Source organism: Streptomyces sp. NPDC001914, from assembly GCF_042891215.1.
GTDB lineage: Bacteria > Actinomycetota > Actinomycetes > Streptomycetales > Streptomycetaceae > Streptomyces.
Map to the genome: position 1 here is coordinate 493,997 of NZ_JBIASW010000007.1, position 25,227 is coordinate 519,223.

Sequence of the window (25,227 nt, forward strand, 5' to 3'; positions counted from 1 at the left end):
TCTCCGCACCTTTGGCGGTGCGCTCCTCCAGGGCTGTCTTCCGCGCGCCGGACCGAGACGGACCGAGACGGACCGATACGGACAGAGCTGCCCTCCGTGCGCCCGATCGAGGCGTGGAGGGCAGCCGCTCCGCTACGAGTGCGACAACTGCCCGGCCCCGCCCCGCCTGCGTATCCGCTCCTGGGCCCGCGCCGCGATCCGTGCCTGACGCCGCGCCCTGCGACGCTCGCGCCGGAGCGCCCGCGCCGTGCTGCTCGGCACCGAGACCACGCCGTTCCGCTGGTTCCACACCTGCCGTGTCACCCAGACGTCCAGGGTGGCCCACGTGGCCAGGACCGTACTCGCCACGCTGCTGACGACCATCGGGAACGCCAGCCACGACTCCGCCATCGTGCACAGGAACGCCACGACGGCCTGGATCAGCGTGACCGCGATGACGAGCACCGCACGCACGGCCGACGTGCGCACCGGATCGGGAAGCCGGCGCCTGCGCGCGGGTTCCTCGATCCACAACGGCCGGTAGTACGCCCGCTCTTCCTGGTCCTCGTATCCGTTCGTCGCGGCGCCCAGGCCCTCGGCCCGGCCGCCCGCGTGAGGGCCACCGTCCTCGAGTTCCGCCGCGTTGGACCTGTCCGTCGCCGACCGCGCGTCCGGACGGCCGTGCCCCCTCGCCGGAACACCGTCATCCGGTACTCGGGTGGCCAGTTGTGCCGCCTTCCCTGTCGCAACCTCAGCAGCGGCTGACCCGCTCCGCTCCGCCGTGCCCATCAACTTGTCACTCCCCACCGCCCAGCAGTCCTCTCGCACGGGTGTCTCACGACCCCCGCCCCCCAGTGGCTGCCCGGCTTGCGCTCTTTTACGCCGACTGAACGCGGCATGCGGCACCTGTGGCCGATTCCGCCCTCAATTCCCGTACAGACAGACGAACGGCCTGCCCCGAAGATTCCCGCTCAGCGAAGAATTTCGGCCAACTGACAAAGTTTCCCGCTCCGTCGGGATCTGGCCTCAAGTGCCGGATCCGAGGCCGCAATCTCCCCCAATGAACGGACAACTCCCCATGTCTGGTTCCCTGTCGGGCCGGATCCACCCTCCGGACGGTCTTCGAGTTGTCTCTGTGTCAGTAGTAGGCTCACGCCGTTTGTTGACGCACATGTGTACCCCCGACTGGAGGGGGTCGAGCTGGGGGAGGCCATGCGCTTTCGCGGGAAGTCCATCCGCCGGAAGATTGTGGCGCTGCTCCTCGTGCCCCTGGTGTCATTGACCGCTGTCTGGGCCTTCGCCACCGTGCTGACGGGGCGTGAGGCAGGCCGGCTCTTCAGCGTCTCCGAGGTCGTGCAGAAGATCGGCTACCCCGCCGAGGACACCGTCAGGGTTCTCCAAAGGGAACGCCGCCAGACACTCGTGTACCTGGCCGACCCCCGCGCCTCCGACGGACTCGCCGCGCTCAGGCGCAGCCGCAGCGCCACGGACCACGTCCTGGCGAAGGTCCGGAGGAACGCCGGCACCAAGAGCGTGCGCGAGGAACTCGGCGGGGGCACCGCGGAGCGCCTCACCTCGCTCCTCGACGCCGTCGACGGGATCGCGTCGCTGCGCAGCGGCGTCGAGGACGGAACCTTCGACCGCGTCCAGGCACTCGGCCTCTACGACCGGCTCATCGATCCCTGCTACGTCCTGCTGGCCAACCTGCACGTGGTCGACGACGTGGAACTGGACAAGGAGAGCCGCGCCCTCGTCAACGTGTCCCGCGCCCGCGAACTGCTCTCCCGCGAGGACGCCCTTCTGGGCTCGGCGCTGGTCGCGGGACACATCACCCGGGACGAACTCCGCCAGGTCTCCGACCTCGTGGCCCAGCGCACGCTGCTCTACGACATCAGTCTGCCGCTCCTTCCCTCCTCGGACCGCGCCCGCTTCGAGCGCTACTGGGGCAACGCCGGCACCGGGCCGCTGCGCGCGGCCGAACGGGCGGTCGCCGCCTCGACGGACGGCTCGCCCAGCGGCGTCACGGCGAGGAGCTGGGACGGCGCCGCCGGTCACGTGCTCGCCGAGCTCGGCGAGCTGGAGGACCTGGCCGGCGACCACTACCAGGACCGGGTCAAGCCCGTGGCCATGAGCGTCATCCTCCAGGCCGTGGGCGTGGGCGTGGTCGGACTCATCGCCCTGCTGACCTCGCTCGTCATGTCCGTGCGCATCGGCCGGAGCCTCATCCGCGACCTGCGACGCCTGCGCATGGAGGCCCACGAGGCGTCCGGTGTGCGGCTGCCCAGCGTCATGCGCCGGCTCTCCGCGGGTGAACAGGTCGACGTCGAGACCGAAGTGCCGCGCCTGGAGTACGACAGGAACGAGATGGGCGAGGTCGGCCAGGCCCTCAACACCCTTCAGCGCGCCGCCGTCGAGGCGGCCGTGAAGCAGTCCGAGCTGCGCGAGGGCGTCTCCGAGGTCTTCGTCAATCTCGCCCGTCGCAGCCAGGTGCTGCTCCACAAGCAGCTCACCCTCCTCGACACCATGGAACGCAGGACCGAGGACACCGACGAACTGGCCGACCTGTTCCGGCTTGACCACCTGACCACCCGAATGCGCCGTCATGCCGAGGGCCTGGTCATCCTGTCCGGCGCGGCCCCGTCCCGGCAGTGGCGCAAGCCGGTTCAGCTCATGGACATCGTCCGCGCCGCCGTCGCCGAGGTCGAGGACTACGAACGCGTCGAGGTGCGCCGGCTGCCGCGCGTCGCCGTCACGGGCCCGGCCGTCGCCGACGTCACCCATCTCGTGGCCGAGCTCCTGGAGAACGCGACGGTGTTCTCGCCGCCGCACACCGCCGTCCATGTCGTCGGAGAACGCGTCGCCAACGGTTTCACCCTGGAGATCCACGACCGCGGGCTCGGTATGACCGCCGAGGCACTGCTCGACGCCAACCTGCGGCTCGCCGAGACCCCCGAGTTCGAACTCTCCGACACCGACCGGCTCGGTCTCTTCGTGGTCAGCCGGCTCGCCCAGCGGCAGAACGTCCGCGTCTCGCTCCAGCCCTCCCCGTACGGAGGCACGACCGCGGTCGTCTTCATGCCGGACGCGCTGCTCACCGACGACGTCCCGGACACCAACGGCATCGGATTCCGCCTCGACCGCACCCTGCCCGCCAAGGGGCGCAAGACCGAGGAGCGCGCCGGCGCGGCACTCGCGGAGTCGTCGGCCCGGCTGCCCGGTCTGCCCGCCTCGGTCCTCGACGGCCCCGTCGAACTGGACGCGCCCGTCGACCTGGACACGCTCACCGGGTTCCCCGGCGCGCTCGGCGACGACGACAGCGAACGCGGAGGACTGTTCCGCCCGCGGCGCTCCATCGCCGGAGTTCCCGCGGACCGGCACCAGCAGGCCGCGGACGGCGACGAACCCGGCCGCCCGGAGGACGAGGACCGTCCGGACGGCGCTGCGGTCCCGCTGCCGCGACGCCGGACGCCCAAGCTCGTCAGCTCCCACGGCCGTCCCGTCGCAGGAACCAGATCGTGGCGCGACCAGGTGGACGAGGGCACGAGCCAGGACCTCGCATCGGTAGGGGATTCCGGAACGGGAGAGAACGAGGACCGCCGGGAACACCGAGTGCCCGAACTCGAGGGTGCGAAGCCACTGCCCCGACGGCACGGCGAACGGCCCGCCGTCCCGGCCCGGCGCGGCGGCGAAGCCTCCGGCGCTCCCGGCGCCCGGGGGACCACCGGCCCGAGGAGACCCGCTCTCCACGAGGCACCCGAACCTTCCGGGACGCCCGGCCTCCGTGAGAGCGCCGGCCGCCCGGACGCGTCGGGCCACCAGGACGCCCCGGCTCTGCCCCGGCGCACCCGCACCACGGCGTCCCCCGCGACCCCCGACGACACGACGTCCCGCCGCGACACCGCGACCGGGCAGACGGAAGCCGGTACGGCCCCGCTGCCCCGCCGGGTCCGGCAGGCGAATCTGGCTCCGCAGCTGAAGGACGGACCGGCGCGGCTCGCCGAGCGCGGCAACGGCCGTGAGGGCACGGGGCCGGACCCCGCCGAACGGGACGCCGACGAAGTACGCAGCCGCATGGCCTCGCTCCAGCGTGGCTGGCAGCGCGGCCGCGAAGAGAACGCCGAGGGCGACCAGGCCCAGGACGGCTCAGAACGAGGAACGACTAAGGGGGACGGTCGATGACCGCACCGAAGGCCGCAGGGCCCGCCGCGACCAGCAACGGGTCCGGTGAACTCAACTGGCTGCTCGACGAACTGGTGGACCGTGTCGCCAGCATCAACAAGGCGATCGTGCTCTCCGGCGACGGCCTCCCGACCGGGGCCTCGAAGGACCTCACCCGGGAGGACAGCGAACACCTGGCCGCCGTCGCCTCCGGCTTCCACAGCCTCGCCAAAGGCGTCGGCCGGCACTTCGAGGCGGGCAGTGTCCGCCAGACCGTCGTCGAACTCGACGAGGCCTTCCTGTTCGTCACGGCCGCCGGTGACGGCAGCTGCCTCGCCGTCCTCTCGGACGCCGACTCCGACGTGGGCCAGGTCGCCTACGAGATGACGCTCCTCGTCAAGCGGGTCGGCGTCCATCTGGGCTCCAGCCCGCGCACCGACCTGCCTGCGGGCGGGTAGTGGGATGACATGAGCGGAGACGGTCAGGGAAGACGCCACTGGTTCGACGACGAGGCGGGCCCGGTGGTCCGCCCGTACGCGATGACTCGCGGCCGCACCACCAGCGCGGCCCAGCACCGCCTCGATCTGATCGCGCTGGTGGTCACGGAACGGCACGCCGAGGACCCCGAGGCGGACCACACGCTGTCCCCGGAACACGTGGACATCGTCGAACTCTGCCGTGACGTCCCCCAGTCCGTCGCCGAACTCGCGGCGGAACTCGATCTGCCCATCGGAGTGGTCCGGGTCCTGATCGGGGACCTGGTGGATGACGAAAAGGTCCATGTGACACGTCCCGTTCCCCCTGCCGAACTGCCGGACGAGAGTATTCTGCGCGACGTGATCAGCGGCCTCCGGGCGCTCTGAGCTGGGCGGAAACGGGGAACAGACGTGACAGGCTGGCAGTTCTGGGTCGACCGGGGCGGGACCTTCACGGACATCGTCGCGCGGCGCCCCGACGGGCGGCTGCTCACGCACAAACTGCTGTCCGACAACCCGGCCCGCTACGCCGACGCGGCCGTCGCGGGCGTCCGTGAACTCCTCCGTGACGACGGGGAGTCCACGGACGCCCCGGTCGACGCCGTACGCATGGGCACCACCGTCGCCACCAACGCCCTCCTCGAACGCAAGGGCGAGCGCACACTCCTCGTCACCACCCGGGGCTTCCGCGACGCCCTGCGCATCGCCTACCAGAACCGCCCGGCCATCTTCGCCCGCGCGATCGAGCTCCCCGAACTGCTCCACGAGCGGGTGATCGAGGTCGACGAACGGATCGCCGCCGACGGCACCGTCCTGCGCGCCCCCGACCTGGACGCCCTGACCGCATCCCTCCAGGAGGCCTACGACGACGGGATCCGCGCGGTCGCCGTGGTCTGCATGCACAGCCATCTCCACCCCGCGCACGAACAGGCCGTGGGCGAGCTGGCGACACGTGTCGGCTTCCCGCAGGTGTCCCTCTCCAGCGAGGTCAGCCCGCTGATGAAGCTGGTGCCGCGCGGGGACACGGCCGTCGTCGACGCCTACCTGTCGCCCGTGCTGCGCCGCTACGTCCAGCAGGTCGCCGCCGAACTCCGGGGCGTGCGGCTGATGTTCATGCAGTCCAACGGAGGTCTCGCCGAGGCCGGACAGTTCCGCGGCAAGGACGCCGTCCTGTCGGGCCCCGCCGGCGGAATCGTCGGCATGGCCCGGATGTCGCAACGGGCCGGCTACGACCGGGTCATCGGCTTCGACATGGGCGGAACGTCCACGGACGTCTCGCACTTCGCCGGAGACTACGAACGGACCTTCACCACCCGGATCGCCGGAGTCCGGCTGCGCGCCCCCATGCTGGACATCCACACCGTCGCCGCGGGCGGCGGATCGGTGCTCCACTTCGACGGTTCCCGCTACCGCGTGGGCCCCGACTCGGCAGGCGCGGCCCCCGGCCCCGCCTGTTACCGCAACGGCGGTCCCCTGACGGTCACCGACGCCAACGTCGCCCTCGGCCGCGTCCAGCCCGCCCATTTCCCGAAGGTGTTCGGCCCCGGAGGCGACCAGGCACTCGACGCCGCCGTCGTCCGGGAACGCTTCGCCGCCCTCGCGCAGGAGATCCACGACAGGACCGGAGACGCCCGCACCCCCGAACAGGTCGCCGAGGGCTACCTGCAGATCGCCGTGGCCAACATCGCCAACGCCGTCAAGCGGATCTCCGTACAGAAGGGCCACGACGTCACCCGCTACGCGCTCACCACGTTCGGTGGCGCCGGAGGCCAGCACGCGTGCAGGGTCGCCGACTCGCTCGGCATCCGCACCGTCCTGGTCCCGCCCATGGCAGGCGTCCTGTCCGCCCTCGGCATCGGACTCGCCGACACGACAGCCATGCGGGAACAGTCCGTCGAGGCACGCCTCGGCCCCTCCTCGATGCCCGGCATCCTCAAGACCGCAGACGACCTCGAAGGCGCCGCCCGCGCCGAACTCCTCGCCGAGGACGTCCCCGAGCACCGCATCCGGATCAGCCGCCGGGCCCAGCTCCGCTATGACGGCACCGACACGGCACTGACCGTCGAGCTCACCGAGCCCGACACCATGACCCACGCCTTCGAAGAACGTCATCGCGCCACCTACTCCTTCACCCTCGACCGTCCGGTCGTCGTCGAAGCCCTCTCCGTGGAAGCCACCGGTCTCACCGAACCCCCCGATCTCTCCGCCCTCGCCCCCGACGAGGCCGCACCCGCCGCCCGCCCGGCCACCGCGCCGACCGTCCGGCTCCACACGGGCGGCGCCTGGCGCGACGTGCCCCTGCACCACCGCCCGCACCTCCCGCCGGGCGAGACCGTGAACGGACCCGCGATCATCGCCGAGGCAGGCTCGACAACCGTCGTCGACGACGGCTGGCGGGCCGCGACGACCGACGACGGGCATCTGGTCATGGAACGCGCGACGGTCACGGAGAGTTCCGATCTCGGTACGCAGGCGGACCCCGTTCTGCTCGAGGTCTTCAACAACCTCTTCATGTCCATCGCCGAACAGATGGGCGCCCGGCTGGAGTCGACCGCCCAGTCCGTCAACATCAAGGAGCGCCTCGACTTCTCCTGCGCCCTGTTCGACCCCGACGGAAACCTGGTGGCCAACGCCCCTCACATCCCGGTCCACCTCGGCTCGATGGGTACGAGCGTGCAGGAGGTGATCCGGCGGCGCGGCGGGAGCATGCGGCCCGGTGACACCTACGCCGTCAACGACCCGTACCACGGCGGCACCCATCTCCCCGACGTCACCGTCATCACCCCGGTCTTCGACACGGAGGGTGAACGGATCCTGTTCTACGTCGCCTCGCGCGGTCACCACGCCGAGATCGGCGGCATCGCTCCGGGCTCCATGCCCGCGGACAGCCGCACCATCGACGAGGAGGGCATCCTCTTCGACAACTGGCTGCTCGCCGAGAACGGACGCTTCCGCGAGACGGAGACACAGGCTCTGCTCACGGCGCCGCCGTACCCGTCACGCAATCCGAGGACGAACCTCGCCGACCTGCGCGCCCAGATCGCCGCCAACCGCAAAGGCGTCGACGAGGTCGGCCGGATGATCGAGGACTTCGGACTCGACGTCGTCCAGGCGTACATGAAGCACGTCCAGGACAACGCGGAGGACGCCGTGCGCCGCGTCATCGACACGCTCGAGGACGGAGAGTGCGCCTACGAGACGGACTCGGGTGCGGTCATCCGCGTCCGTGTCTCCGTGGACCGCGAAGCACGCTCGGCCACCGTCGACTTCACGGGCACGTCCGCGCAGCTCGGCACCAACTTCAACGCGCCCTTCGCCGTCGTCAACGCCGCCGTCCTGTACGTCTTCCGCACCCTGGTGGACGACGACATCCCGCTCAACGACGGCTGTCTGCGCCCCCTGCGCATCGTGGTGCCGCCGGGGTCGATGCTCGCCCCGGAGCCCCCGGCCGCCGTCGTCGCCGGCAACGTGGAGACCTCTCAGGCCATCACCGGTGCCCTCTACGCCGCCCTGGGCGTCCAGGCGGAGGGCTCCGGCACCATGAACAACGTCACCTTCGGCAACGAGCGCCACCAGTACTACGAGACCGTGGCCTCCGGTTCGGGCGCGGGTGACGGCTTCCCCGGCGCCCCCGTCGTGCAGACCCACATGACCAACTCACGGCTCACGGACCCCGAGGTCCTGGAGTGGCGACTGCCCGTCAGGCTGGAGGAGTTCGCGATTCGACACGGCAGCGGCGGCCCCGGACACTGGCGGGGCGGCGACGGCGCCGTACGGCGTATCCGGTTCCTGGAGCCGATGACCGTCTCGACGCTGTCGCAGCACCGCAGGGTGCCGCCGTACGGCATGGCGGGCGGCGAACCCGGCGCTCTCGGCGTCAACCGGATCGAGCGCGCCGACGGCTCCGTCACGGAACTCGGCGGAAGTGATGCGGCGGACGTCCGACCCGGCGACGTACTCGTCATCGAAACCCCCGGCGGTGGGGGCTACGGCCCACCGCCGCACGATACCCACACAGCAGGAGAAGAGATCGATGATCTTCGGGCGTTCTGAGCGCGGGAAGCCTCCGGTCGAGCCCGTCACGCTCAAGATCCTGGTCGCGGGCGGCTTCGGCGTGGGCAAGACGACCCTCGTCGGCGCGGTCAGCGAGATCAGGCCGCTGCGCACCGAGGAAGTCCTCACCGAGGCGGGCCGGCCCGTCGACGACATCAGCGGTGTGGAGGGCAAGCACACCACGACCGTCGCCATGGACTTCGGCCGGATCACGCTGCGCGAGGACCTGGTGCTCTATCTGTTCGGCACCCCCGGGCAGGATCGTTTCTGGTTCCTCTGGGACGAGCTCGCCACAGGTGCGCTGGGTGCCGTCGTGCTGGCCGACACCCGCCGTCTGGAGGACTGCTTCGCCGCGGTCGACTACTTCGAACGGCGCTCCATACCCTTCGTGGTCGGTGTCAACTGCTTCGAGGAGGCCGCCCGTTACCCCTCGGAGGCCGTCCGCCAGGCACTCGACCTCGACCCGGACGTGCCCGTCGTCCTGTGTGACGCGCGGGACCGCGAATCGGTCAAGGAGGTCCTGATCCGCGTCGTCCAGCATGCGATGGCGCACGCGGCGGCGGCCCGTGAGGCCGTCACGACCTGAGACCCGCCCGGCGCCACCGCCGTCACGACAAGCGGGTGCGGCCCGTACCCCCGCCGACCGGGGTACGGGCCGCGGTCATGCACGCGCGCGTGGTTCACCCGCAACGCACGCGCGCGGGGGTCACTCGACGGTGTCGTCGTGCCAGCCGAAGCTCTTCTCCACCGCCTTGCGCCAGTTGTGGTACTCGCTGTCGCGCGCCGACGACGCCATGGACGGCGTCCATTCGACGTCCTTCTGCCAGTGCGACTTCAGCTCGTCCAGGCCGTTCCACACCCCGGTCGCGAGCCCCGCTGCGTACGCCGCGCCCAGACAGGTCGTCTCGGAGACCCGCGGACGGATCACCGGCACGCCGAGGACGTCCGCCTGGTGCTGCATCAGCAGATTGTTCTTGGTCATGCCGCCGTCCACCTTCAGGGTGGTGATCTGCACCCCGGAGTCCTGGTACATGGCGTCCACGACCTCGCGCGTCTGCCAGCTCGTGGCCTCCAGGACGGCGCGGGCGAGGTGCGCCTTCGTGACGTAGCGCGTGAGACCGGTGATGACACCGCGCGCGTCCGAGCGCCAGTAGGGGGCGAACAGGCCCGAGAAGGCGGGCACGATGTACGCGCCGCCGTTGTCCTCGACGCTCGCCGCCAAGGTCTCGATCTCGTCGGCGGAACGGATGATGCCCAGTTGGTCCCGGAACCACTGGACCAGGGCGCCCGTGATCGCGATCGACCCCTCCAGGCAGTAGACCGGAGCCTCGTCACCGATCTTGTAACCCATGGTGGTCAGCAGCCCGTTCTTCGAGGGAACGGGCCGGTTGCCGGTGTTGAGCAGCAGGAAGCTACCGGTGCCGTAGGTGTTCTTGGCGGTGCCGACGTCGTAGCAGGCCTGGCCGAAGACCGCCGCCTGCTGATCCCCGAGCGCCGACGCGACGGGCACGCCGGCGAGCTGGCCCACGGCGGTGCCGTACACCTCGGCGGAGGACCTGATCTGGGGAAGCACCGCCTCGGGGATGTCCATCGCGGAGAGGATGGACGGGTCCCACTGAAGGGTGTCCAGGTTCATCAGCATGGTGCGCCCGGCATTGGTCACGTCGGTGACGTGCCGTCCGCCGGCGGTACCGCCGGTCAGGTTCCAGATGAGCCAGGAGTCGATGGTGCCGAAGGCGATCTCACCGCGTTCGGCGCGGGCGCGCAGGCCCGGGACGTTGGCGAGCAGCCAGGCCGCCTTCGGCCCGGAGAAGTAGCTGGCCAGTGGGAGTCCGGTCTGTTCGCGGAAGCGGTCCTGGCCGTCCGGGCCGCCCAGTTCGTTGCAGAGCGCCGAGGTGCGGGTGTCCTGCCAGACGATCGCGTTGTGGACGGGCTTGCCGGTGGCGCGGTCCCACAGGACCGTCGTCTCGCGCTGGTTGGTGATGCCGAGCGCGCTGAGCTGGTCGGCGCGCAGTCCGGCCTTGGCGAGCGCTCCCGCGACCACGGCCTGAACCTTCGACCAGATCTCGGTGGCGTCGTGCTCCACCCAGCCCGGTTTGGGGAAGATCTGGCGGTGTTCGCGCTGGTCCACGGCGACGATCGCGCCGCCCCGGTCGAAGATGATGCAGCGGCTGGAGGTGGTGCCCTGGTCGATCGCGGCGACGTATTTCTCGGCGTTGTCCGTCATGTCGTCCCCTTACGTGTTCTTCGTCAGGAGGCTGCTTCGTCGTCAGGGTGCTGCTGTCCGGTCGTGAGGCCACTCTTCGGAACCGCGTCGATGCGTCAGAAGGCCACGTTGTAGATCCCGGCGCCGATGGCGGCGCCCGCGATCGGGCCGACCACGGGGATCCAGGAGTATCTCCACTCCGAAGTGCCCTTGTTGGGGATCGGCAGCAGCGCGTGTGCGAGGCGCGGCCCCAGGTCGCGGGCCGGGTTGATGGCGTACCCGGTGGGGCCGCCCAGCGAGAGACCGATGCCGACGACCAGGAAGGAGATGAGCAGGACCGGCAGACCCGCGTCACCGATCCCGGCGACGTGCTTGTCGCCGCCGACCATCGCGAGGATGGGAAGCATCAGGGCAGCGGTGGCGATGGTCTCGGTGATCAGGTTCTGCACCGGGTTGTCGATCTCGGGACGCGTGGAGAAGATCCCCAGGGTCTCGATGGCCTTGTCGTCCTCCGCGTTGAGGTTGAACTGCCCGAGGTAGAGCAGCCAGCACAGGGCCGCGCCGACGACAGCGCCGGCGAACTGGCCGAGGAGGTAGAAGGGCACGTCCGACCACTTCGTGGAACCCTCGATCGCGAACCCGATCGTGACCGCGGGGTTGATCTGGCCGCCCGACAGCGGCGCCGAGGTGTAGGCACCGGCCAGGACACCGAAGCCCCAGCCGAAGGTGATGACGATCCAGCCCGCTCCCTGGGCCTTCGATCTGTTCAGGGTGACAGCGGCGCACACACCCGCGCCGAAGAGGATCAGAATCGCTGTACCGATCAACTCGCCGACAAAGATGTCTCCGTTGCTCATGGCGGCTCCTAGGCTCTCGCCCGGAACGATCAGCTCCGGGGCCGGCGTGCAGAGTGCGTTCCCATGGCTGCTTCCGCCGGAGGCAGAAAGGTCCCGCTCCCTGCCCGGCGTCCCGGAAGTGTTCACCGGTGCCCAGGGGGCGTCAAGGTCGTGGACCGCACCGGTTGCGGTGCGCGGAGCGGACGCGCCACGGAGGCGCGTCGGCACCGGTCGCCGTGCCGCCGCACGGTGCGCCCGCGTCCTACGGACCGGCCGGATCCAGCCAGTCGATCACGTGGTCATCCGGTGAGCGTCTGCCCGGACGGCCGCATCGGACCGGTTCCCGTGCCGCGCCGGACCTCGTGACCGGGCAGTCCCGCGCGCCCCAGCACCCAACTCGCCCCGTCCAGCGCCTTGGCGGCCTGCTTGAGCGGCGCCAGGGACGTGGCGGCCTGCCGGTGGTCCAGCACGCTCCCGGGCGCGCACAGCACCGTGGCCAGCGACAGGGTGACGGCGCGGCCTCCCGCGGCCCAGGGGGTGTCAGCACCGACGAGGCCACCGGGTCGAGGGTGTCGGGGTCGGCGAGGAACAGGAAGTCGTCGCCGCCGATGTGCCCGACCAGCGTCGCCCCGGATGCCGCGTGCTGCAGCATCCGTCCCACCGCCCTGATCAGCTCGTCGCCGGCCGCGAACCCCGCCCCGTCGTTGACCCGCTTGAAGTGGTCGATGTCCAGCCAGCTCAGCGCGAACGTCCTGCCGTCCGCGATCCGCCGGTCCACCTCGCCGGTGATCGTGTCCGAACCGGGCAGCCGGGTCAGCGGGTTGAGTCCCGCAGCCTCCTCGACGCGGCTCTCCGACAGGGCCCGTACGAGATCCGCGAGGCGTACGACGCCCACGCACCGTCCGTGCCGGTCCACGACCGTGACGTCGTCGGAGGTACGGTCCCGGTCCCCGTCCGCGACGACGTCGAGCACTTCCCAGGCCGTCGCGTCGATGCCGACCGTCCGCGGCGCGTCCCCCAGCCTGACGGCCGGCCGGTCGGCGTACAGCGCGTGGCCGTAGCGCCCGGACATCGACAGCAGGAAGCGCGACCGGTGCAGCGAGCGGACAGGTGTCCCGAACGGGTCCACGAGCAGCACACCGGACACGTCGGGCGACCCGGTGAGCAGGGATCTGACCTCGCCGGCCGACGCGGTGGCCGGAAGCAGCGCCGCCGGGCGGACGAACTGCCCCACGGAGGGCCCGGACCGGCGCGCGCTGCGGGCGCCGGGCGACAGCGCCGGAACGTATACGTCCGCCGAAGGCCGCCGGGCGGGCGGGGCGAACAGGTCGCCCTGCGCGAGCTGCGCGCCCGCCGACACCGCGGCGGCGCACTGCAGTTCCGTCTCGACGCCTTCGACGGACAGCAGGGCGCCGAGCTGTTCGCACAGCGTCCGCATCGCGCGCACCGCCGCGGGCCGCGAGAGGAGGGACACGTCCAGCTTCATCAGCTCCGGGGCGAGGTCCGTGAGCAGGCGCAGCGGTACGTCGCCGTCACCGATTCCGTCCGCGCAGATCCGGAAGCCGTCGCCGCGCACCGCGGCCACCGCCTCCAGCAGGGCGCGCTGCGGTACGTGCGTGTACGGCGGGACGACGTCGACGGTGACTTCCCAGGGCAGCCGCCCGGCTTGCCGTACCTCGGCGCTCAGCGCGGAGAGCCGGCCGAGGTCGGCCAGCGTGGCGGCGAACACGTTGACGTGCAGGGGGAGCAGCGTCTCCCGGCGCGCGGCGGCCCGGATGGCCAGCGCGGCCAGCCGGCCGTCCAGTTCGGGTTCGCGGCGGGCTCGCGCCAGGATGTCGCCTGACTCCGGGCGGGCGAGTGTCTCCAATGCCGCGACCCCTCCCGTCGTCAGGTTGACGACCGGCTGGAAGGCGAAACGGACCATATCCGTCCAGGAGGTCACACGAGCATGGTCCCGCCGTCGGCGTACGCCGGTGTGCGATTCACGAGGTGTTCACGCAGGATTCCGGGGCGTCACAGGAGGTGTCCAGGAGGTTCGGGCGGGGCCCGCCTCGGAGTCATCGAACGGCCACGACCGAGGAGCCGTGCCCGAACAGCCCCTGGTTCGCGGTGATCCCCACCCGTGCCCCGGCGACCTGCCGGTCACCCGCGCGCCCGCGCAGCTGCCAGGTCAGTTCGCACACCTGGGCTATGGCCTGCGCCGGAACGGCCTCTCCGAAGGAGGCGAGTCCGCCGCTGACGTTCACCGGTATGTGTCCGCCGAGCGCGGTGGCGCCTTCCCGCAGGAGCTTGGCGCCCTCGCCCTCCCCGCAGAGCCCGAGGTCCTCGTACCACTGCAGTTCGAGCGCGGTCGACAGGTCGTAGACCTCCGCGAACGAGAGATCCTCGGGGCCGATGCCCGCCTCCTCGTAAGCCGCTCGGGCGATGGACGCCCGGAAGGTCTCGGAGGAGGGTTCCACGGCGGCCGCCGAGTCCGTGGCGACGTCCGGCAGGTCCAGCACGGTGTTCGGATAGCGCGGCGACACGGTCGACACCGCGCGGATCCGCACCGGCTCGGCGATTCCGTGCCGGCGCGCGAAGTCCATGCCCGCCAGCACCACGGCCGCGCCGCCGTCCGAGGTCGCGCAGATGTCGAGCAGTCGCAGCGGATCGGCGACCACCGCGGACGCGGCGACCTCCTCGACGGTGACCCGCTCGCGGTAGCGGGCGTTGGGATTGAGCGCGCCCAGGGCCGCGTTCTTCACCTTCACCTGGGCGAAATCCTCCGGAGTGTCGCCGTACAGGGCCATCCGGCGCCGCGCGTACAGCCCGAAGTACGTCGGGTTCGTCGCCCCGAGGACACGGAAGCGCAGCCAGTCCGGATCGTCCGGCCGGTCTCCGCCGGCGGGGCGGAAGAACCCCTTGGGCGCCGCGTCGGCGCCCACCACGAGGACCACCTCGGCGAGGCCGGCGAGGATCTGCGCCCGTGCCGTGCCCAGTGCCTGCGCCCCGGAGGCGCAGGCCGCGTACACACTCGTCACGCGTGCGCCCTGCCACCCCAGGGCCTTCGCGAACGTCGCCCCCGCCACGTACCCCGGATAGCCGCCGCGGACGGTGGACGCGCCCACGACCGAGTCGACGTCCCGCCAGCCGATCCCCGCGTCGGACAGCGCGTCGCGCGCCGCGGCGACCCCGTACTCGACGAACCGGTGCCCCCACTTGCCCCACGGGTGCATGCCCACGCCCAGCACCGCCACATCGGCGCTCACGCCGTCACCCCCGTCCGTCCCGTGCCCGTCATCGCGTCACCTCTGCCGGTCGCCAGTGCCATGTCGTCCAGGTCGTGTCCTCGTCCTCGTGCAGCACGCCGGGGACGACCTCCACCTCCATGCCCACCGCCAGGTCGGAGACGGTGATCCCCGGAACCGCCTGGCCGAGCACCACGAGGCCTTCGGACTCCAGTTCCACAGCGATCAACGCACGGGGTTCCCACGAGAGTTCCGGATCGGTCACATAGGGTGACGGAGGCCGGTAGCGGCTGTCCGTGTACGACCAGACGCGCCCGCGGGGGGACAACGGCACCTCCACCAGCTCGCCGCCCGGGCATCCCGGATCGCGGCAGAAGCCGTCCTCGCGGGGGAAGAACACCGCGGCGCACGCCGAGCACCGCGTGCCGAGCAGACGGAACTCGCTACCTTCCCCCGTGAACCACCCGGCGACGACAGGTGTGCGTGTGCGTGACACGGTCCCTCCACGGCGCTCGATCTGACGGAACGTCAGAAGTGTGCCACGGGAGGAGAGAATTGGGCAGGGCGTCCGTACGGACCCCACGCACCCCGGCCGCCCCGTGGGCCCCGACCGTGTCATCACGCCCAACCGGAAGACGTCCGTTCGGTGATGCACTACAGTCCGCGGCGTGTCCGAAAACCCGCACCCACCCGCCGACTTCGCGCCCGATTCGCACTGCTCGAGCTGTGGCGCCCCCTACGGGGAGGGCATCTCCGGCTGGCCCCGCACCTGCGCCGCCTGCGGCACGGTCGCCTACCGCAACCCGCTGCCGGTCGCGGTGGCTCTGCAGCCCGTCTACGACGACCGGGGCGCCGCCCTGGTCGTCATCACCCGGACCATCGCCCCCGCGCGCGGAGGCGTCGCCCTGCCCGGAGGATTCATCGACCACCGGGAGGACTGGCGGCAGGCCGTCGTGCGCGAACTCAAGGAGGAGACGGGCATCGACGCGGCGAGCAGGGACGTGCGGCTCGCCGACGCGATGAGCTCACCGGCGGGCCATCTGCTGCTCTTCGGGCTCCTGCCGGAACGCCCCGCCGTCGAACTGCCGCGGTCCGCCGCCACCGACGAGACCGAAGGCTGGCATCTGCTGCGCCGGTCGGCCGAACTCGCCTTCCCCCTGCACACCCTGGCGGCCCGTGCCTGGTTCGAGGGGCGGTACATCTGAGACTCAGGGACGGGGTTCGCGAAGTCCCCGCACCCATACGGGGTACGACGGTTCGCTCAGCTCCCCGGCGCCGCCCGCGCGACGCACCACCACCTCGTCCCCCTCCCAGCGGGACACGTGGCGTACGGCCTCCGGCTCCTCCCACCCGTCACCCGCGTCCGGCACGACGAGCCCGACCCCACCGCTTCCCCGCGCGGGCGCCCAGGCCTCCAGTTCCAGACCGCCGTCGGCACCGCGTACGGGTACGACGGCACCGGCCCGCGCGAGCACCGGAATCCGCGACAGGGGGGCCTCGATCACCACCTGCGCCGGCCCCTCGTACGCCTTCTCGGTGACCGTGTCGTACCAGCGTCCCCGCGGCAGTTGCACCGTCCGCCCAACCGCACCCGGCTCCAGCACCGGCGCCACCAGGAGACTGTCGCCGAGCAGGAAGGCGTCCTCCTGGTCGCGCAGCGCCCGGTCCTCGGGACTGCCCCACCACAGGGGCCGGACGTACGGAGCGCCCGTGCGGCGCGCCAGGTGCGCCAGCGTCATGAAGTACGGGAGCAGCCGGCGCCGTTCGAGGAGCGCCACGCGCGCGTGCTCCAGCACCTGGTCACCGAACTCCCAGGGCTCCCTGCGCCCGGCCCGCAGACTCGCGTGCGTGCGGAACAGCGGGAGGTAAGCCCCGAGCTGGAACCACCGCAGATAGAGCTCGGGCGACGGGCTGCCGTCGAAGCCGCCCACATCGGGCCCCGAGTAGGGCACCCCGCACAGCCCGAGCCCCAGCACCAGGGACAACGAGGCCCGCAGCCCCGGCCAGCCCGTCGCCACGTCCCCGGACCACGTCCCCGCGTAGCGCTGCAGTCCCGCCCACCCCGAACGCGAGAACAGGAACGGCCGCTCCTGGGGGGCGAGTTCCCGCAGGCCCTCGTAGGCGGCCCGGGCCATGCCCAGCGCGTACACGTTGTGCGCCTCACGGTGGTCACCGCCGCGTCCCTCCAGCGAGTGCCGGGCCGAACGCGGCAGCGTCGTCTCCCCGAAGGCGGTGAACGACGTCGGCTCGTTCATGTCGTGCCAGAAACCGGCGAACCCCTGCGCGAGCCGCTCGTCGTAGAGCCTGCCCCACCACGCGCGCGCCCGCGCGTCCGTGAAGTCCGGGAAGACGGCCTCCCCGGGCCATACGACGCCCCGCACGAGCTGTCCCGAGGCGTCCCGGACGAACGCGTCCCCGGCGAGCCCGCTGTCGTACACGGCGTTGCCCGGCTCCGCCTTGACCGCCGGGTCGATGATGGACACCAGCCGGATCCCGTCGCGCCGCAGCTCCTCGGCGAGCTGAGGCAGCTTCGGGAACCTGTCGCGATCGACGGTGAACACCTGGTGGGCGTCGTGGTGGTCGATGTCCAGGTGGACGGCGTCCAGCGGCAGGCCCCGCTCCTGGTAGCCCGCGACGATCCTGCGCACCTCCTGCTCACTGCCGAAACCCCACCGCGCGTGCTGGTGCCCCAGCGCCCATGCGGGCGGCAGCGCCGCGGCACCGGTCAGCGACGCCCAGGAGTGCAGCACGCGCGCGGGAGTGCCCACCATCACCCAGCAGCGCAGCGGCCCGCCGTCCATGCGCAGCTCGGACGAGCCGGCCCGGTCGTGCCCGGAGCCGGCGCCCTCCTTGCCCTCCCGCAGGATCACGGTGCCGTCCCACGTCGTGTCGTGGAACACGAGATGCGTGCCCGCGTCGGCGACGACCATCTGCACCGGCATCGTGAGGTACAGCGGATCGTCGCCCGGCCCGAAGGCCTGTCCCGGATCCGTGTTCCACAGCCGGTACGTCCCCTCACGAAGGCGCAGCCCCGCCGCCCGGCCGCCCAGGCCGAAGAAGCGGGCGTCGGCCGGCACTTCGGAGCGCTGCATCCAGCGGGCGGCGCCGCCGTCGACGGGTTCCCACCACCGGGGCGGCAGATCGCGGCGCAGGATCACCCCGCCGGGCGTGAGCACCCGGATCGCGCCGTGCCGGGAGACCGTGACCGTGACCCGCTCGGCCACCACGCGCCAGCCTCCGTCCTTGTCCGGCTCCAGCACGGCCCGCGGGTCGGGTTCCGGGGAACGGCCCGCGAGCGCGTACGACGGCTCCGGAGCGACCGCGTCCCAGCCCCAGAAGACCGCCCCGCCCGCCGTGACCGTGATCCGCAGTTCCGAGCGCGAGAAGCGGACGACCCCGCCACCGGGGCCCGGCTCCACACCGAGGACCGGCCCCGGCACCCGCGCCCGCTCCGCGCCCCGCCGGGGCAGCCCGGTGGCGTCGGCGCGCCGCCTGCGCCACGCGGCTCGCACTGTGAGCAACCCCTGAGTGGTACCCCCCGAGCCGACCGCTTTCACCGAACGCACCAGGTCACGACCGTCCATGCTGCTCACCCTGCCACTACCGGCGCCCGTTGAGTGAGCCGTTCAACTGTCGTTCACCTGGTGCGACGCCACATCTTCATGTAGCCGACTATGTGGGGCGTGCCCTGGTAAAGAAGTCGATCACATGGCATCGTCCGTGTCAGCCGCGGACGCGCACACCCCCGCTCGTGCGCGACCGACGCCCACGACGCGCACAGCCCGGGAGCCGCCGCATGTCCACCACGAACCCCTCACCGCTCTGGCAGCCCAGCGCCGAGGGCATCGCCCAGGCGCAGGTCACGAAGTTCCAGGCCTGGGCGGCCGAACGGCACGGAGCGCCGGCCGACGGAGGCTACGCGGCCCTGCACCGCTGGTCGGTCGACGAGCTGGAGACGTTCTGGAAAGCCGTCACCGAGTGGTTCGACGTACGGTTCTCCACCCCTTACGCGCGCGTGCTCGGCGACCGCGCCATGCCCGGAGCCGAGTGGTTCCCCGGAGGGACCCTCAACTACGCGGAGCATGCCCTGCGCGCCGCGCGGACCCGCGCGGACGAACCGGCCCTCCTTTATGTCGACGAGACCCATGAGTCCGTCCCCGTGACGTGGTCCGACCTGCGCCGTCAGGTGGGCTCCCTCGCCGCCGAGCTGCGGACCCTCGGCGTACGCCCGGGAGACCGGGTCAGCGGCTATCTCCCGAACATCCCCCAGGCCGTGGTCGCCCTGCTCGCCACGGCCGCGGTGGGCGGGGTCTGGACGTCCTGCGCCCCCGACTTCGGCGCCCGCAGCGTCCTCGACCGCTTCCAGCAGGTCGAACCCGTGGTGCTGTTCGCCGTCGACGGCTACCGCTACGGCGGCAAGGAGCACGACCGCCGCGAGACGGTCGCGGAACTGCGCAGTGAGCTGCCCACCCTGCGCGCCGTCGTGCACATCCCGCTGCTGGGAACCGAGGCACCCGAGGGCGCCCTGGAGTGGTCGGCGCTGACGTCCGCCGACGTGGAGCCCGTCTTCGAGCCGGTTCCCTTCGACCATCCGCTGTGGGTGCTCTACTCCTCCGGCACGACCGGCCTCCCCAAGGCCATCGTCCAGTCCCAGGGCGGCATCCTCGTAGAGCATCTCAAGCAGCTCGGCCTGCACTGCGACCTCGGCCCCGAGGACCGCTTCTTCTGGTACACCTCCACCGGCTGGATGATGTGGAACTTCCTCGTCTCCGGCCTGCTCACGGGCACCACGATCGTGCTGTACGACGGCAGCCCCGGGTATCCGGACACGGGCGCCCAGTGGGGTGTCGCCGAACGCACGGGAGCCACCCTGTTCGGCACCTCCGCCGCGTACGTGATGGCCTGCCGCAAGGCGGGCGTCCACCCCTCCCGCGACTTCGACCTCGGCCGGGTCCGCTGCGTCGCCACGACCGGCTCGCCGCTGCCGCCCGACGGATTCCGCTGGCTGCACGACGAGGTCCGCGAGGACCTGTGGATCGCCTCCGTCAGCGGCGGCACGGACGTGTGCTCCTGCTTCGCCGGAGCGGTGCCGACGCTCCCGGTGTACATCGGCGAACTCCAGGCCGCCGGTCTCGGCACCGACCTCCAGTCCTGGGACCCGAGCGGCAAGCCCCTCACCGACGAGGTGGGCGAACTCGTCGTCACCAACCCGATGCCGTCGATGCCCATCCGCTTCTGGAACGACCCCGACGGCAGCCGCTATCACGACAGCTACTTCGACACGTATCCCGGAGTGTGGCGCCACGGCGACTGGATCACCGTCACCTCACGGGGTTCGGTCGTCATCCACGGCCGCTCCGACTCCACGCTCAACCGGCAGGGCGTGCGCATGGGTTCGGCCGACATCTACGAAGCCGTCGAGCGCCTTCCCGAGATCAAGGAATCGCTCGTCATCGGTGTCGAACTGCCCGACGGCGGCTACTGGATGCCGCTGTTCGTCCATCTCGCGCCGGGAGCCGTGCTGGACGAGGACCTCCTGAACCGCATCAAGGGAACCATCCGCGAACAGCTCTCCCCGCGCCACGTTCCCGACGAGGTCATCGAAGTACCCGGAGTGCCCCACACGCTGACCGGCAAGCGCATCGAGGTGCCCGTCAAGCGCCTTCTCCAGGGAGCGTCCCTGGAGAAGGCGGTCAACGTCGGATCCGTGGACAACGTCGAACTGCTGCGCTTCTACGAGAAGCTGGCCCGCGAGCGCGGCTGATCGGCCCCGGGCTTCAGCCTCCGTAGGTGGCCTCCGACTCGCCGAGCACCGCGGCGAAGTCGGAGGCCAGACGCGCGGCGTCGTCGGGCGTGAGCCCCGCGACCGAGATGCGCACGCCGGGTGCGGCCGAGGTGCGAAAGCGCGCACCGGCCGCGACCCACCATCCGAACGAACGCAGCTACCTCGGCGTCCACGGACTCGCGCAGGCCGTCCAGCGCAGCCTGGGGCCACTCGCTGTCACAGCGGCCGTCGCCGCCGGCCCCCTCGGATGGACGCTCTTCGGCGCGACCACCGCCATGACCTGCGTGTTCCAGCACCGCCTCGTGCGCGATCGGCTCACCCGCCCGGCATTGTCAGTGCCGCCGGTTACTGTGAGTGAGCAATGATCGACTGCGCACAGGGGGAAACATGGCGCACACCCAGCACCACACCATGCGACGCGTCCTGCGCCGCGAAATCGCCGGCACCATCGGCCTGCTGACCGACGAAGAGGACTTCCGGGCGATGCGGCGCTACCGCACCTTCGCCTTCGACGACCACACGAGCTATCTCCAGCAGGTCGAAGCCCTGCTCAAGACCCTCGCCGCCCAAGGCAGCCACACGACCGTGGCACTCTTCGACCCCGAGGAGTACGCCGAATTCTGCGCCGAAAGCGGCCTGGAACCCGACACCCCGGTCAGCCGCACCCGCTTCACGGCCCAACTGGCGGCGACCGGCCCCACCATCCCCTACGACGGACAGCCCCTCGACGAACTGGTCCCGGACCTCGTCGACGAAGCGGTCCGCCGCGCCACCTGGGAGTACGCCACCACACTCCTGGCCCGCGTCGGCACCTGCGCGACCTGCGGCGAGGACATCGGCCGCGCCTCCTTCATCCGCGCCGCCCACCTCCTCGCCCGCATCGTCGACACCGCGAGCCCCGGAGACCTCCATCTCGTATGCAGCGTCTTCTCCGTCCCGGACACGCTCGTCGCCGTCCTCCGGACAGAGGGACGCACCGAGGGCGCCACATGCCTCGACGAATCCGAAGCCCTCGAATTCACCACGGTCCTGGCACTCGGCATCGCCACCCGCAGCGCCTGCGGACTCGTCATGCGCACCACCGCACCCGACTCAACCGACCGGGTCTACGGATGGCGGCTTCGCGGCGAACACCTGGAGCCGCTCACCGCGGGGGAGGTGTTCGACGCCTATTGCACCGACCTCGACTCAGGCGATCTGGTCTCCCCGGAATCAGGCGTCGACTACTGCGTCCCGCCCGATCTCGGAGACGAGGAGAACGGGACGGGCCACAGGCACTGAACGCGAAAGGGGCGCCCCATCCGCAGATGGAGCGCCCCCTCCGTACCGACAGTCGTCGTCCGCCGACGCGGCCGTGCGGCTACTCGCCCGACAGCACCGCCTGCGCCGCGGTGCGCGCCTCTTCCGCCGTGTCCGCGGCACGCGCGGCCGAGGCCGCCCGCTCGCACTGGGCCAGCGTGTACTTCGCCAGCGTCGCCCGCACATAAGGAATGGACGCGGCACCCATCGACAAGGAGGTGACGCCCAGACCCGTCAGCACACAGGCCAGCAGCGGGTCCGACGCGGCCTCGCCGCAGACACCACAGCTCTTGCCCTCGGCCTTCGCCGCCTCGGCGGACAGCGCGACCAGGTCGAGCAGCGCGGGCTGCCACGGGTCCTGCAGCCGGGACACCGCGCCCACCTGCCGGTCCGCGGCGAACGTGTACTGCGCGAGGTCGTTGGTCCCCAGGGACAGGAACTCGACCTCCTGCAGAATCGACCGCGCCCGCAGCGCGGCCGACGGGATCTCCACCATCGCGCCGAACTTCGCCCGCAGCCCGGCCTCACGGCACGCGTCCGCGAACGCCTTGGCGTCCGTACGGTCCGCGACCATCGGAGCCATCACCTCGAGATAGACCGGCAGCCCCTCCGCGGCCTTCGCCAGCGCGGTGAGCTGAGTACGCAGCACGTCCGGGTGGTCGAGCAGCGAACGCAGACCCCGCACGCCCAGTGCCGGGTTCGGCTCGTCGGCCGGCGTCAGGAAGTCCAGCGGCTTGTCCGCGCCCGCGTCCAGCACACGCACCACGACACGGCCCTCGGGGAAGGCTTCGAGCACCTGACGGTAGGCCTCGACCTGCTTCTCCTCGGACGGCGCCTTCTTGCTGTCGTCGAGGAAGAGGAACTCGGTACGGAACAGACCGACGCCCTCCGCACCCGCCTCCACGGCCGCCGGCACGTCCGCCGGTCCGCCGACGTTGGCCAGCAGCGGCACCTTGTGCCCGTCGGAGGTGGCACCCGGGCCCGTCGACGCGGAGAGCGCCGCCCTGCGCTCGGCCGCCGCGGCCTCCATCTGCTCCTTCTTCTCCGCACTCGGCTCCACGAAGATCTCGCCCGTGCTGCCGTCCACGGCGATCACCGTGCCCTCGGCGAGCTCACCCGCCCCGGGGAGCGCCACGACGGCAGGTACGCCCAGGGCCCGCGCCAGGATCGCGCTGTGGCTGGTCGGCCCGCCCTCCTCGGTGACGAAACCGAGCACCAGGGTCGGGTCCAGCAGAGCCGTGTCGGCGGGCGCCAGGTCACGCGCGATGAGCACGTACGGCTCGTCGCTGTCCGGGACGCCCGGCATGGGTACGCCCAGCAGCCGGGCGACGATACGGTTCCGCACGTCGTCCAGGTCGGCCACGCGTCCGGCGAGGTACTCACCGGCACCGGCCAGCAGCGCCCGGTACGCGGCGAGCGCGTCGTAGACCGCGCGCTCGGCCGTGCTGCCGACGGCGATCCGCCGGTTCACGTCAGCGGTCAGCTCGGGGTCCTGGGCCATCATGGCCTGGGCCTCCAGCACCGCCTGGGCCTCGCCCCCGGCCAGATTGCCGCGCGCGATGAGGTCGGCCGCCACGTCCTCCACGGCCTTGCGGGCGCGTGCCTGCTCGCGTGCCGCGTCCTCCGGGGGAATCTGCTTGGCCGGCGGTTCGAGGACCGCCGTTCCCATGTGCCGAACCTCGCCGATGGCCACTCCGTGGCTCACGCCGACGCCTCGCAGCGTTGTCTCCATCTCACCCGTCTCCGCATAGTGCGGCGCTACCGCCGCCGTGATCGTTGTCGAACGCGCCGTCCAGACCGGCGTCGGTGTCACTGCCAGCCGAAGAGGGCGTCGCCCGCCTTCACGTCGCCGTCCTCACGGACCTCCGAGAGGGAGTCCGCCGTGGCTTCGAGGGCCACGACCGGGCAGACCGGGGACTTGCCGGCCGCCTCGACGGCGGCGGGGTTCCAGCGCACGACAGCCTGGCCGCGCGTCACGGTGTCGCCCTTGTTGACGAGCAACTCGAAGCCCTCGCCGTTGAGCTGCACGGTGTCGATGCCGAGGTGCGTGAGCACGCCGTGGCCCTCACCGTCGACGACGACGAACGCGTGCGGGTGAAGGGAGACGATCACTCCGTCCACGGGGGCGACAGCCTCGGAGGGCTCGCGCACGGGATCGATCGCCGTACCGGGGCCGACCATCGCTCCGGAGAACACGGGGTCCGGTACCGCGGCGAGTCCGATGGCGCGTCCTGCAAGAGGGGACGTCACGGTGGTCATGGGAAGCCTCCGAGGGGGGTGGAGATCTATACGGGCCGTCACTGCCAGTCCCGGACAGCGCACTGTTGAGCAGGGTATGTCATATGAAGTGCCGGTTCCGCGCGAGAGATCCCGGTTGGCGCCGTAGAGGACAGGGCAAACGATTTGCGCCCGCTCCCGCACCCCATGTAGAGTCGTACTCCTGCTTGAGGATGAGCGGCGTGACCAAGGCGTCGTTGCCCGGCAGCACCCAACTTGTCAGATCCTATCTCGGGGTCCTCTCCGCATGTCTGCGGGACGGTGGTCAACGAGACGGAAAAGGACTGATAGAGTTCGGACTCGCCGGAAAGGGAAACGCGAAAGCGGAAACCTGGAAAGCACCGAGGAAATCGGATACGGAAACGGTCTGATAGAGTCGGAAACGCAAGACCGAAGGGAAGCGCCCGGAGGAAAGCCCGAGAGGGTGAGTACAAAGGAAGCGTCCGTTCCTTGAGAACTCAACAGCGTGCCAAAAATCAACGCCAGATATGTTGATACCCCGTCTCCGGCCGATCGGCTGGGACGAGGTTCCTTTGAAAAAGTCCTGCCCCTTGGGGTAGGCGCACAGCGAGGACGCTGTGAACGACCGGTCCTATTCCGACCGGTTGTTCCGCTCTCGTGGTGTCGTCCCGATTACGGGAAAACATTCACGGAGAGTTTGATCCTGGCTCAGGACGAACGCTGGCGGCGTGCTTAACACATGCAAGTCGAACGATGAAGCCCTTCGGGGTGGATTAGTGGCGAACGGGTGAGTAACACGTGGGCAATCTGCCCTTCACTCTGGGACAAGCCCTGGAAACGGGGTCTAATACCGGATAACACTCCTACAGGCATCTGTGGGGGTTAAAAGCTCCGGCGGTGAAGGATGAGCCCGCGGCCTATCAGCTTGTTGGTGAGGTAGTGGCTCACCAAGGCGACGACGGGTAGCCGG

Annotated in this window: 17 protein-coding genes, 1 rRNA gene and 1 pseudogene; 10 read left to right on the plus strand and 9 right to left on the minus strand. The window is 71.0% G+C overall.

The features are described from left to right. Positions 1-132: 132 nt before the first annotated feature. On the minus strand, positions 133-786 hold the full coding sequence (locus ACFYYF_RS22645; RefSeq protein ID WP_388778361.1) for a hypothetical protein: 654 nt from the start codon (positions 784-786) through the stop codon (positions 133-135). Positions 787-1,191: 405 nt separating this feature from the next. Here ACFYYF_RS22645 and ACFYYF_RS22650 point away from each other — a divergent pair, with 405 nt between their 5' ends. Genes ACFYYF_RS22650 through ACFYYF_RS22670 form a run of 5 tightly spaced genes read left to right on the plus strand, consistent with a single transcriptional unit; the run spans position 1,192 to position 9,252 of the window. Further along, complete coding sequence (locus ACFYYF_RS22650; RefSeq protein WP_388778364.1) at positions 1,192-4,158, plus strand: nitrate- and nitrite sensing domain-containing protein; 2,967 nt, start codon at positions 1,192-1,194, stop codon at positions 4,156-4,158. Continuing rightward, on the plus strand, positions 4,155-4,595 hold the full coding sequence (locus tag ACFYYF_RS22655; protein ID WP_361688308.1) for a roadblock/LC7 domain-containing protein: 441 nt from the start codon (positions 4,155-4,157) through the stop codon (positions 4,593-4,595). The genes ACFYYF_RS22650 and ACFYYF_RS22655 overlap by 4 nt, the downstream gene beginning before the upstream one ends. A 9-nt stretch (positions 4,596-4,604) precedes the next feature. Beyond that, positions 4,605-5,000, plus strand: coding sequence for a DUF742 domain-containing protein (locus ACFYYF_RS22660; RefSeq protein ID WP_361688311.1), 396 nt, complete (start codon positions 4,605-4,607; stop codon positions 4,998-5,000). A 24-nt stretch (positions 5,001-5,024) separates the two neighbouring features. Next, complete coding sequence (locus tag ACFYYF_RS22665; RefSeq protein WP_388778368.1) at positions 5,025-8,666, plus strand: hydantoinase B/oxoprolinase family protein; 3,642 nt, start codon at positions 5,025-5,027, stop codon at positions 8,664-8,666. After that, complete coding sequence (locus ACFYYF_RS22670; RefSeq protein WP_361688318.1) at positions 8,647-9,252, plus strand: ATP/GTP-binding protein; 606 nt, start codon at positions 8,647-8,649, stop codon at positions 9,250-9,252. Before ACFYYF_RS22665 ends, ACFYYF_RS22670 begins: the two co-directional genes overlap by 20 nt. A 120-nt stretch (positions 9,253-9,372) precedes the next feature. Here the strand turns inward: ACFYYF_RS22670 and glpK are convergent, their stop codons facing one another. The 5 genes and pseudogenes from glpK to ACFYYF_RS22695 form a co-directional block, all read right to left on the minus strand. After that, positions 9,373-10,893, minus strand: a complete 1,521-nt coding sequence (gene glpK, locus ACFYYF_RS22675) for a glycerol kinase GlpK (protein ID WP_388778371.1) — start codon at positions 10,891-10,893, stop codon at positions 9,373-9,375. Between the two features lie 95 nt (positions 10,894-10,988). Continuing rightward, on the minus strand, positions 10,989-11,729 hold the full coding sequence (locus tag ACFYYF_RS22680; protein ID WP_388778375.1) for an MIP/aquaporin family protein: 741 nt from the start codon (positions 11,727-11,729) through the stop codon (positions 10,989-10,991). A 278-nt stretch (positions 11,730-12,007) separates the two neighbouring features. After that, positions 12,008-13,650 (minus strand): annotated as a pseudogene (locus ACFYYF_RS22685) (GGDEF domain-containing protein). A 115-nt stretch (positions 13,651-13,765) separates the two neighbouring features. After that, positions 13,766-14,956: a lipid-transfer protein gene (locus ACFYYF_RS22690; RefSeq protein WP_388778377.1), complete on the minus strand. Its 1,191-nt coding sequence runs from the start codon at positions 14,954-14,956 to the stop codon at positions 13,766-13,768. Between the two features lie 28 nt (positions 14,957-14,984). Further along, positions 14,985-15,431 (minus strand): Zn-ribbon domain-containing OB-fold protein, encoded by a 447-nt coding sequence (locus tag ACFYYF_RS22695; RefSeq protein WP_388778380.1) that lies wholly within the window; start codon positions 15,429-15,431, stop codon positions 14,985-14,987. Between the two features lie 172 nt (positions 15,432-15,603). Between ACFYYF_RS22695 and ACFYYF_RS22700 the strand changes: the two genes are divergently transcribed. Then, positions 15,604-16,140: an NUDIX domain-containing protein gene (locus ACFYYF_RS22700; RefSeq protein WP_388778384.1), complete on the plus strand. Its 537-nt coding sequence runs from the start codon at positions 15,604-15,606 to the stop codon at positions 16,138-16,140. A gap of 3 nt (positions 16,141-16,143) precedes the next feature. Here ACFYYF_RS22700 and ACFYYF_RS22705 read toward each other — a convergent pair whose 3' ends face one another. Beyond that, entirely contained in the window at positions 16,144-18,519 is a 2,376-nt protein-coding gene (locus ACFYYF_RS22705; protein ID WP_388778386.1) for a TIM-barrel domain-containing protein, read from the minus strand. Between the two features lie 212 nt (positions 18,520-18,731). On the opposite strand from ACFYYF_RS22705, the gene ACFYYF_RS22710 reads away from it, so the two are divergent. From ACFYYF_RS22710 to ACFYYF_RS22720, 3 genes are all read left to right on the plus strand, one after another. Beyond that, a complete protein-coding gene (locus tag ACFYYF_RS22710) occupies positions 18,732-20,699 on the plus strand; it encodes an acetoacetate--CoA ligase (RefSeq protein WP_388778390.1) in 1,968 nt (655 codons plus the stop codon). A 131-nt stretch (positions 20,700-20,830) separates the two neighbouring features. Next, positions 20,831-21,085, plus strand: a complete 255-nt coding sequence (locus ACFYYF_RS22715) for a hypothetical protein (RefSeq protein ID WP_388778393.1) — start codon at positions 20,831-20,833, stop codon at positions 21,083-21,085. Between the two features lie 22 nt (positions 21,086-21,107). After that, positions 21,108-22,001, plus strand: a complete 894-nt coding sequence (locus ACFYYF_RS22720; protein ID WP_361688345.1) for a hypothetical protein — start codon at positions 21,108-21,110, stop codon at positions 21,999-22,001. Between the two features lie 79 nt (positions 22,002-22,080). Here ACFYYF_RS22720 and ptsP read toward each other — a convergent pair whose 3' ends face one another. Then, positions 22,081-23,751: a phosphoenolpyruvate--protein phosphotransferase gene (ptsP, locus tag ACFYYF_RS22725; protein ID WP_388778395.1), complete on the minus strand. Its 1,671-nt coding sequence runs from the start codon at positions 23,749-23,751 to the stop codon at positions 22,081-22,083. 77 nt (positions 23,752-23,828) lie between these two features. After that, a complete protein-coding gene (locus ACFYYF_RS22730) occupies positions 23,829-24,278 on the minus strand; it encodes a PTS glucose transporter subunit IIA (protein ID WP_365491780.1) in 450 nt (149 codons plus the stop codon). Positions 24,279-24,942: 664 nt separating this feature from the next. Between ACFYYF_RS22730 and ACFYYF_RS22735 the strand changes: the two genes are divergently transcribed. Then, a 16S ribosomal RNA gene (locus ACFYYF_RS22735) occupies positions 24,943-25,227 on the plus strand; the annotation flags it as partial.

Bases quoted from the DNA above. Each gene is read 5' to 3' on its own strand.
- ACFYYF_RS22655 (WP_361688308.1), top strand. From the start codon at position 4,155: ATGACCGCACCGAAGGCCGCAGGGCCCGCCGCGACCAGCAACGGGTCC.
- ACFYYF_RS22680 (WP_388778375.1), bottom strand. From the start codon at position 11,729: ATGAGCAACGGAGACATCTTTGTCGGCGAGTTGATCGGTACAGCGATT.
- ACFYYF_RS22710 (WP_388778390.1), top strand. From the start codon at position 18,732: ATGTCCACCACGAACCCCTCACCGCTCTGGCAGCCCAGCGCCGAGGGC.
- ptsP (WP_388778395.1), bottom strand. From the start codon at position 23,751: ATGGAGACAACGCTGCGAGGCGTCGGCGTGAGCCACGGAGTGGCCATC.
- ACFYYF_RS22705 (WP_388778386.1), bottom strand. From the start codon at position 18,519: ATGGACGGTCGTGACCTGGTGCGTTCGGTGAAAGCGGTCGGCTCGGGG.
- ACFYYF_RS22650 (WP_388778364.1), top strand. From the start codon at position 1,192: ATGCGCTTTCGCGGGAAGTCCATCCGCCGGAAGATTGTGGCGCTGCTC.
- glpK (WP_388778371.1), bottom strand. From the start codon at position 10,893: ATGACGGACAACGCCGAGAAATACGTCGCCGCGATCGACCAGGGCACC.
- ACFYYF_RS22660 (WP_361688311.1), top strand. From the start codon at position 4,605: ATGAGCGGAGACGGTCAGGGAAGACGCCACTGGTTCGACGACGAGGCG.
- ACFYYF_RS22720 (WP_361688345.1), top strand. From the start codon at position 21,108: ATGGCGCACACCCAGCACCACACCATGCGACGCGTCCTGCGCCGCGAA.
- ACFYYF_RS22730 (WP_365491780.1), bottom strand. From the start codon at position 24,278: ATGACCACCGTGACGTCCCCTCTTGCAGGACGCGCCATCGGACTCGCC.
- ACFYYF_RS22670 (WP_361688318.1), top strand. From the start codon at position 8,647: ATGATCTTCGGGCGTTCTGAGCGCGGGAAGCCTCCGGTCGAGCCCGTC.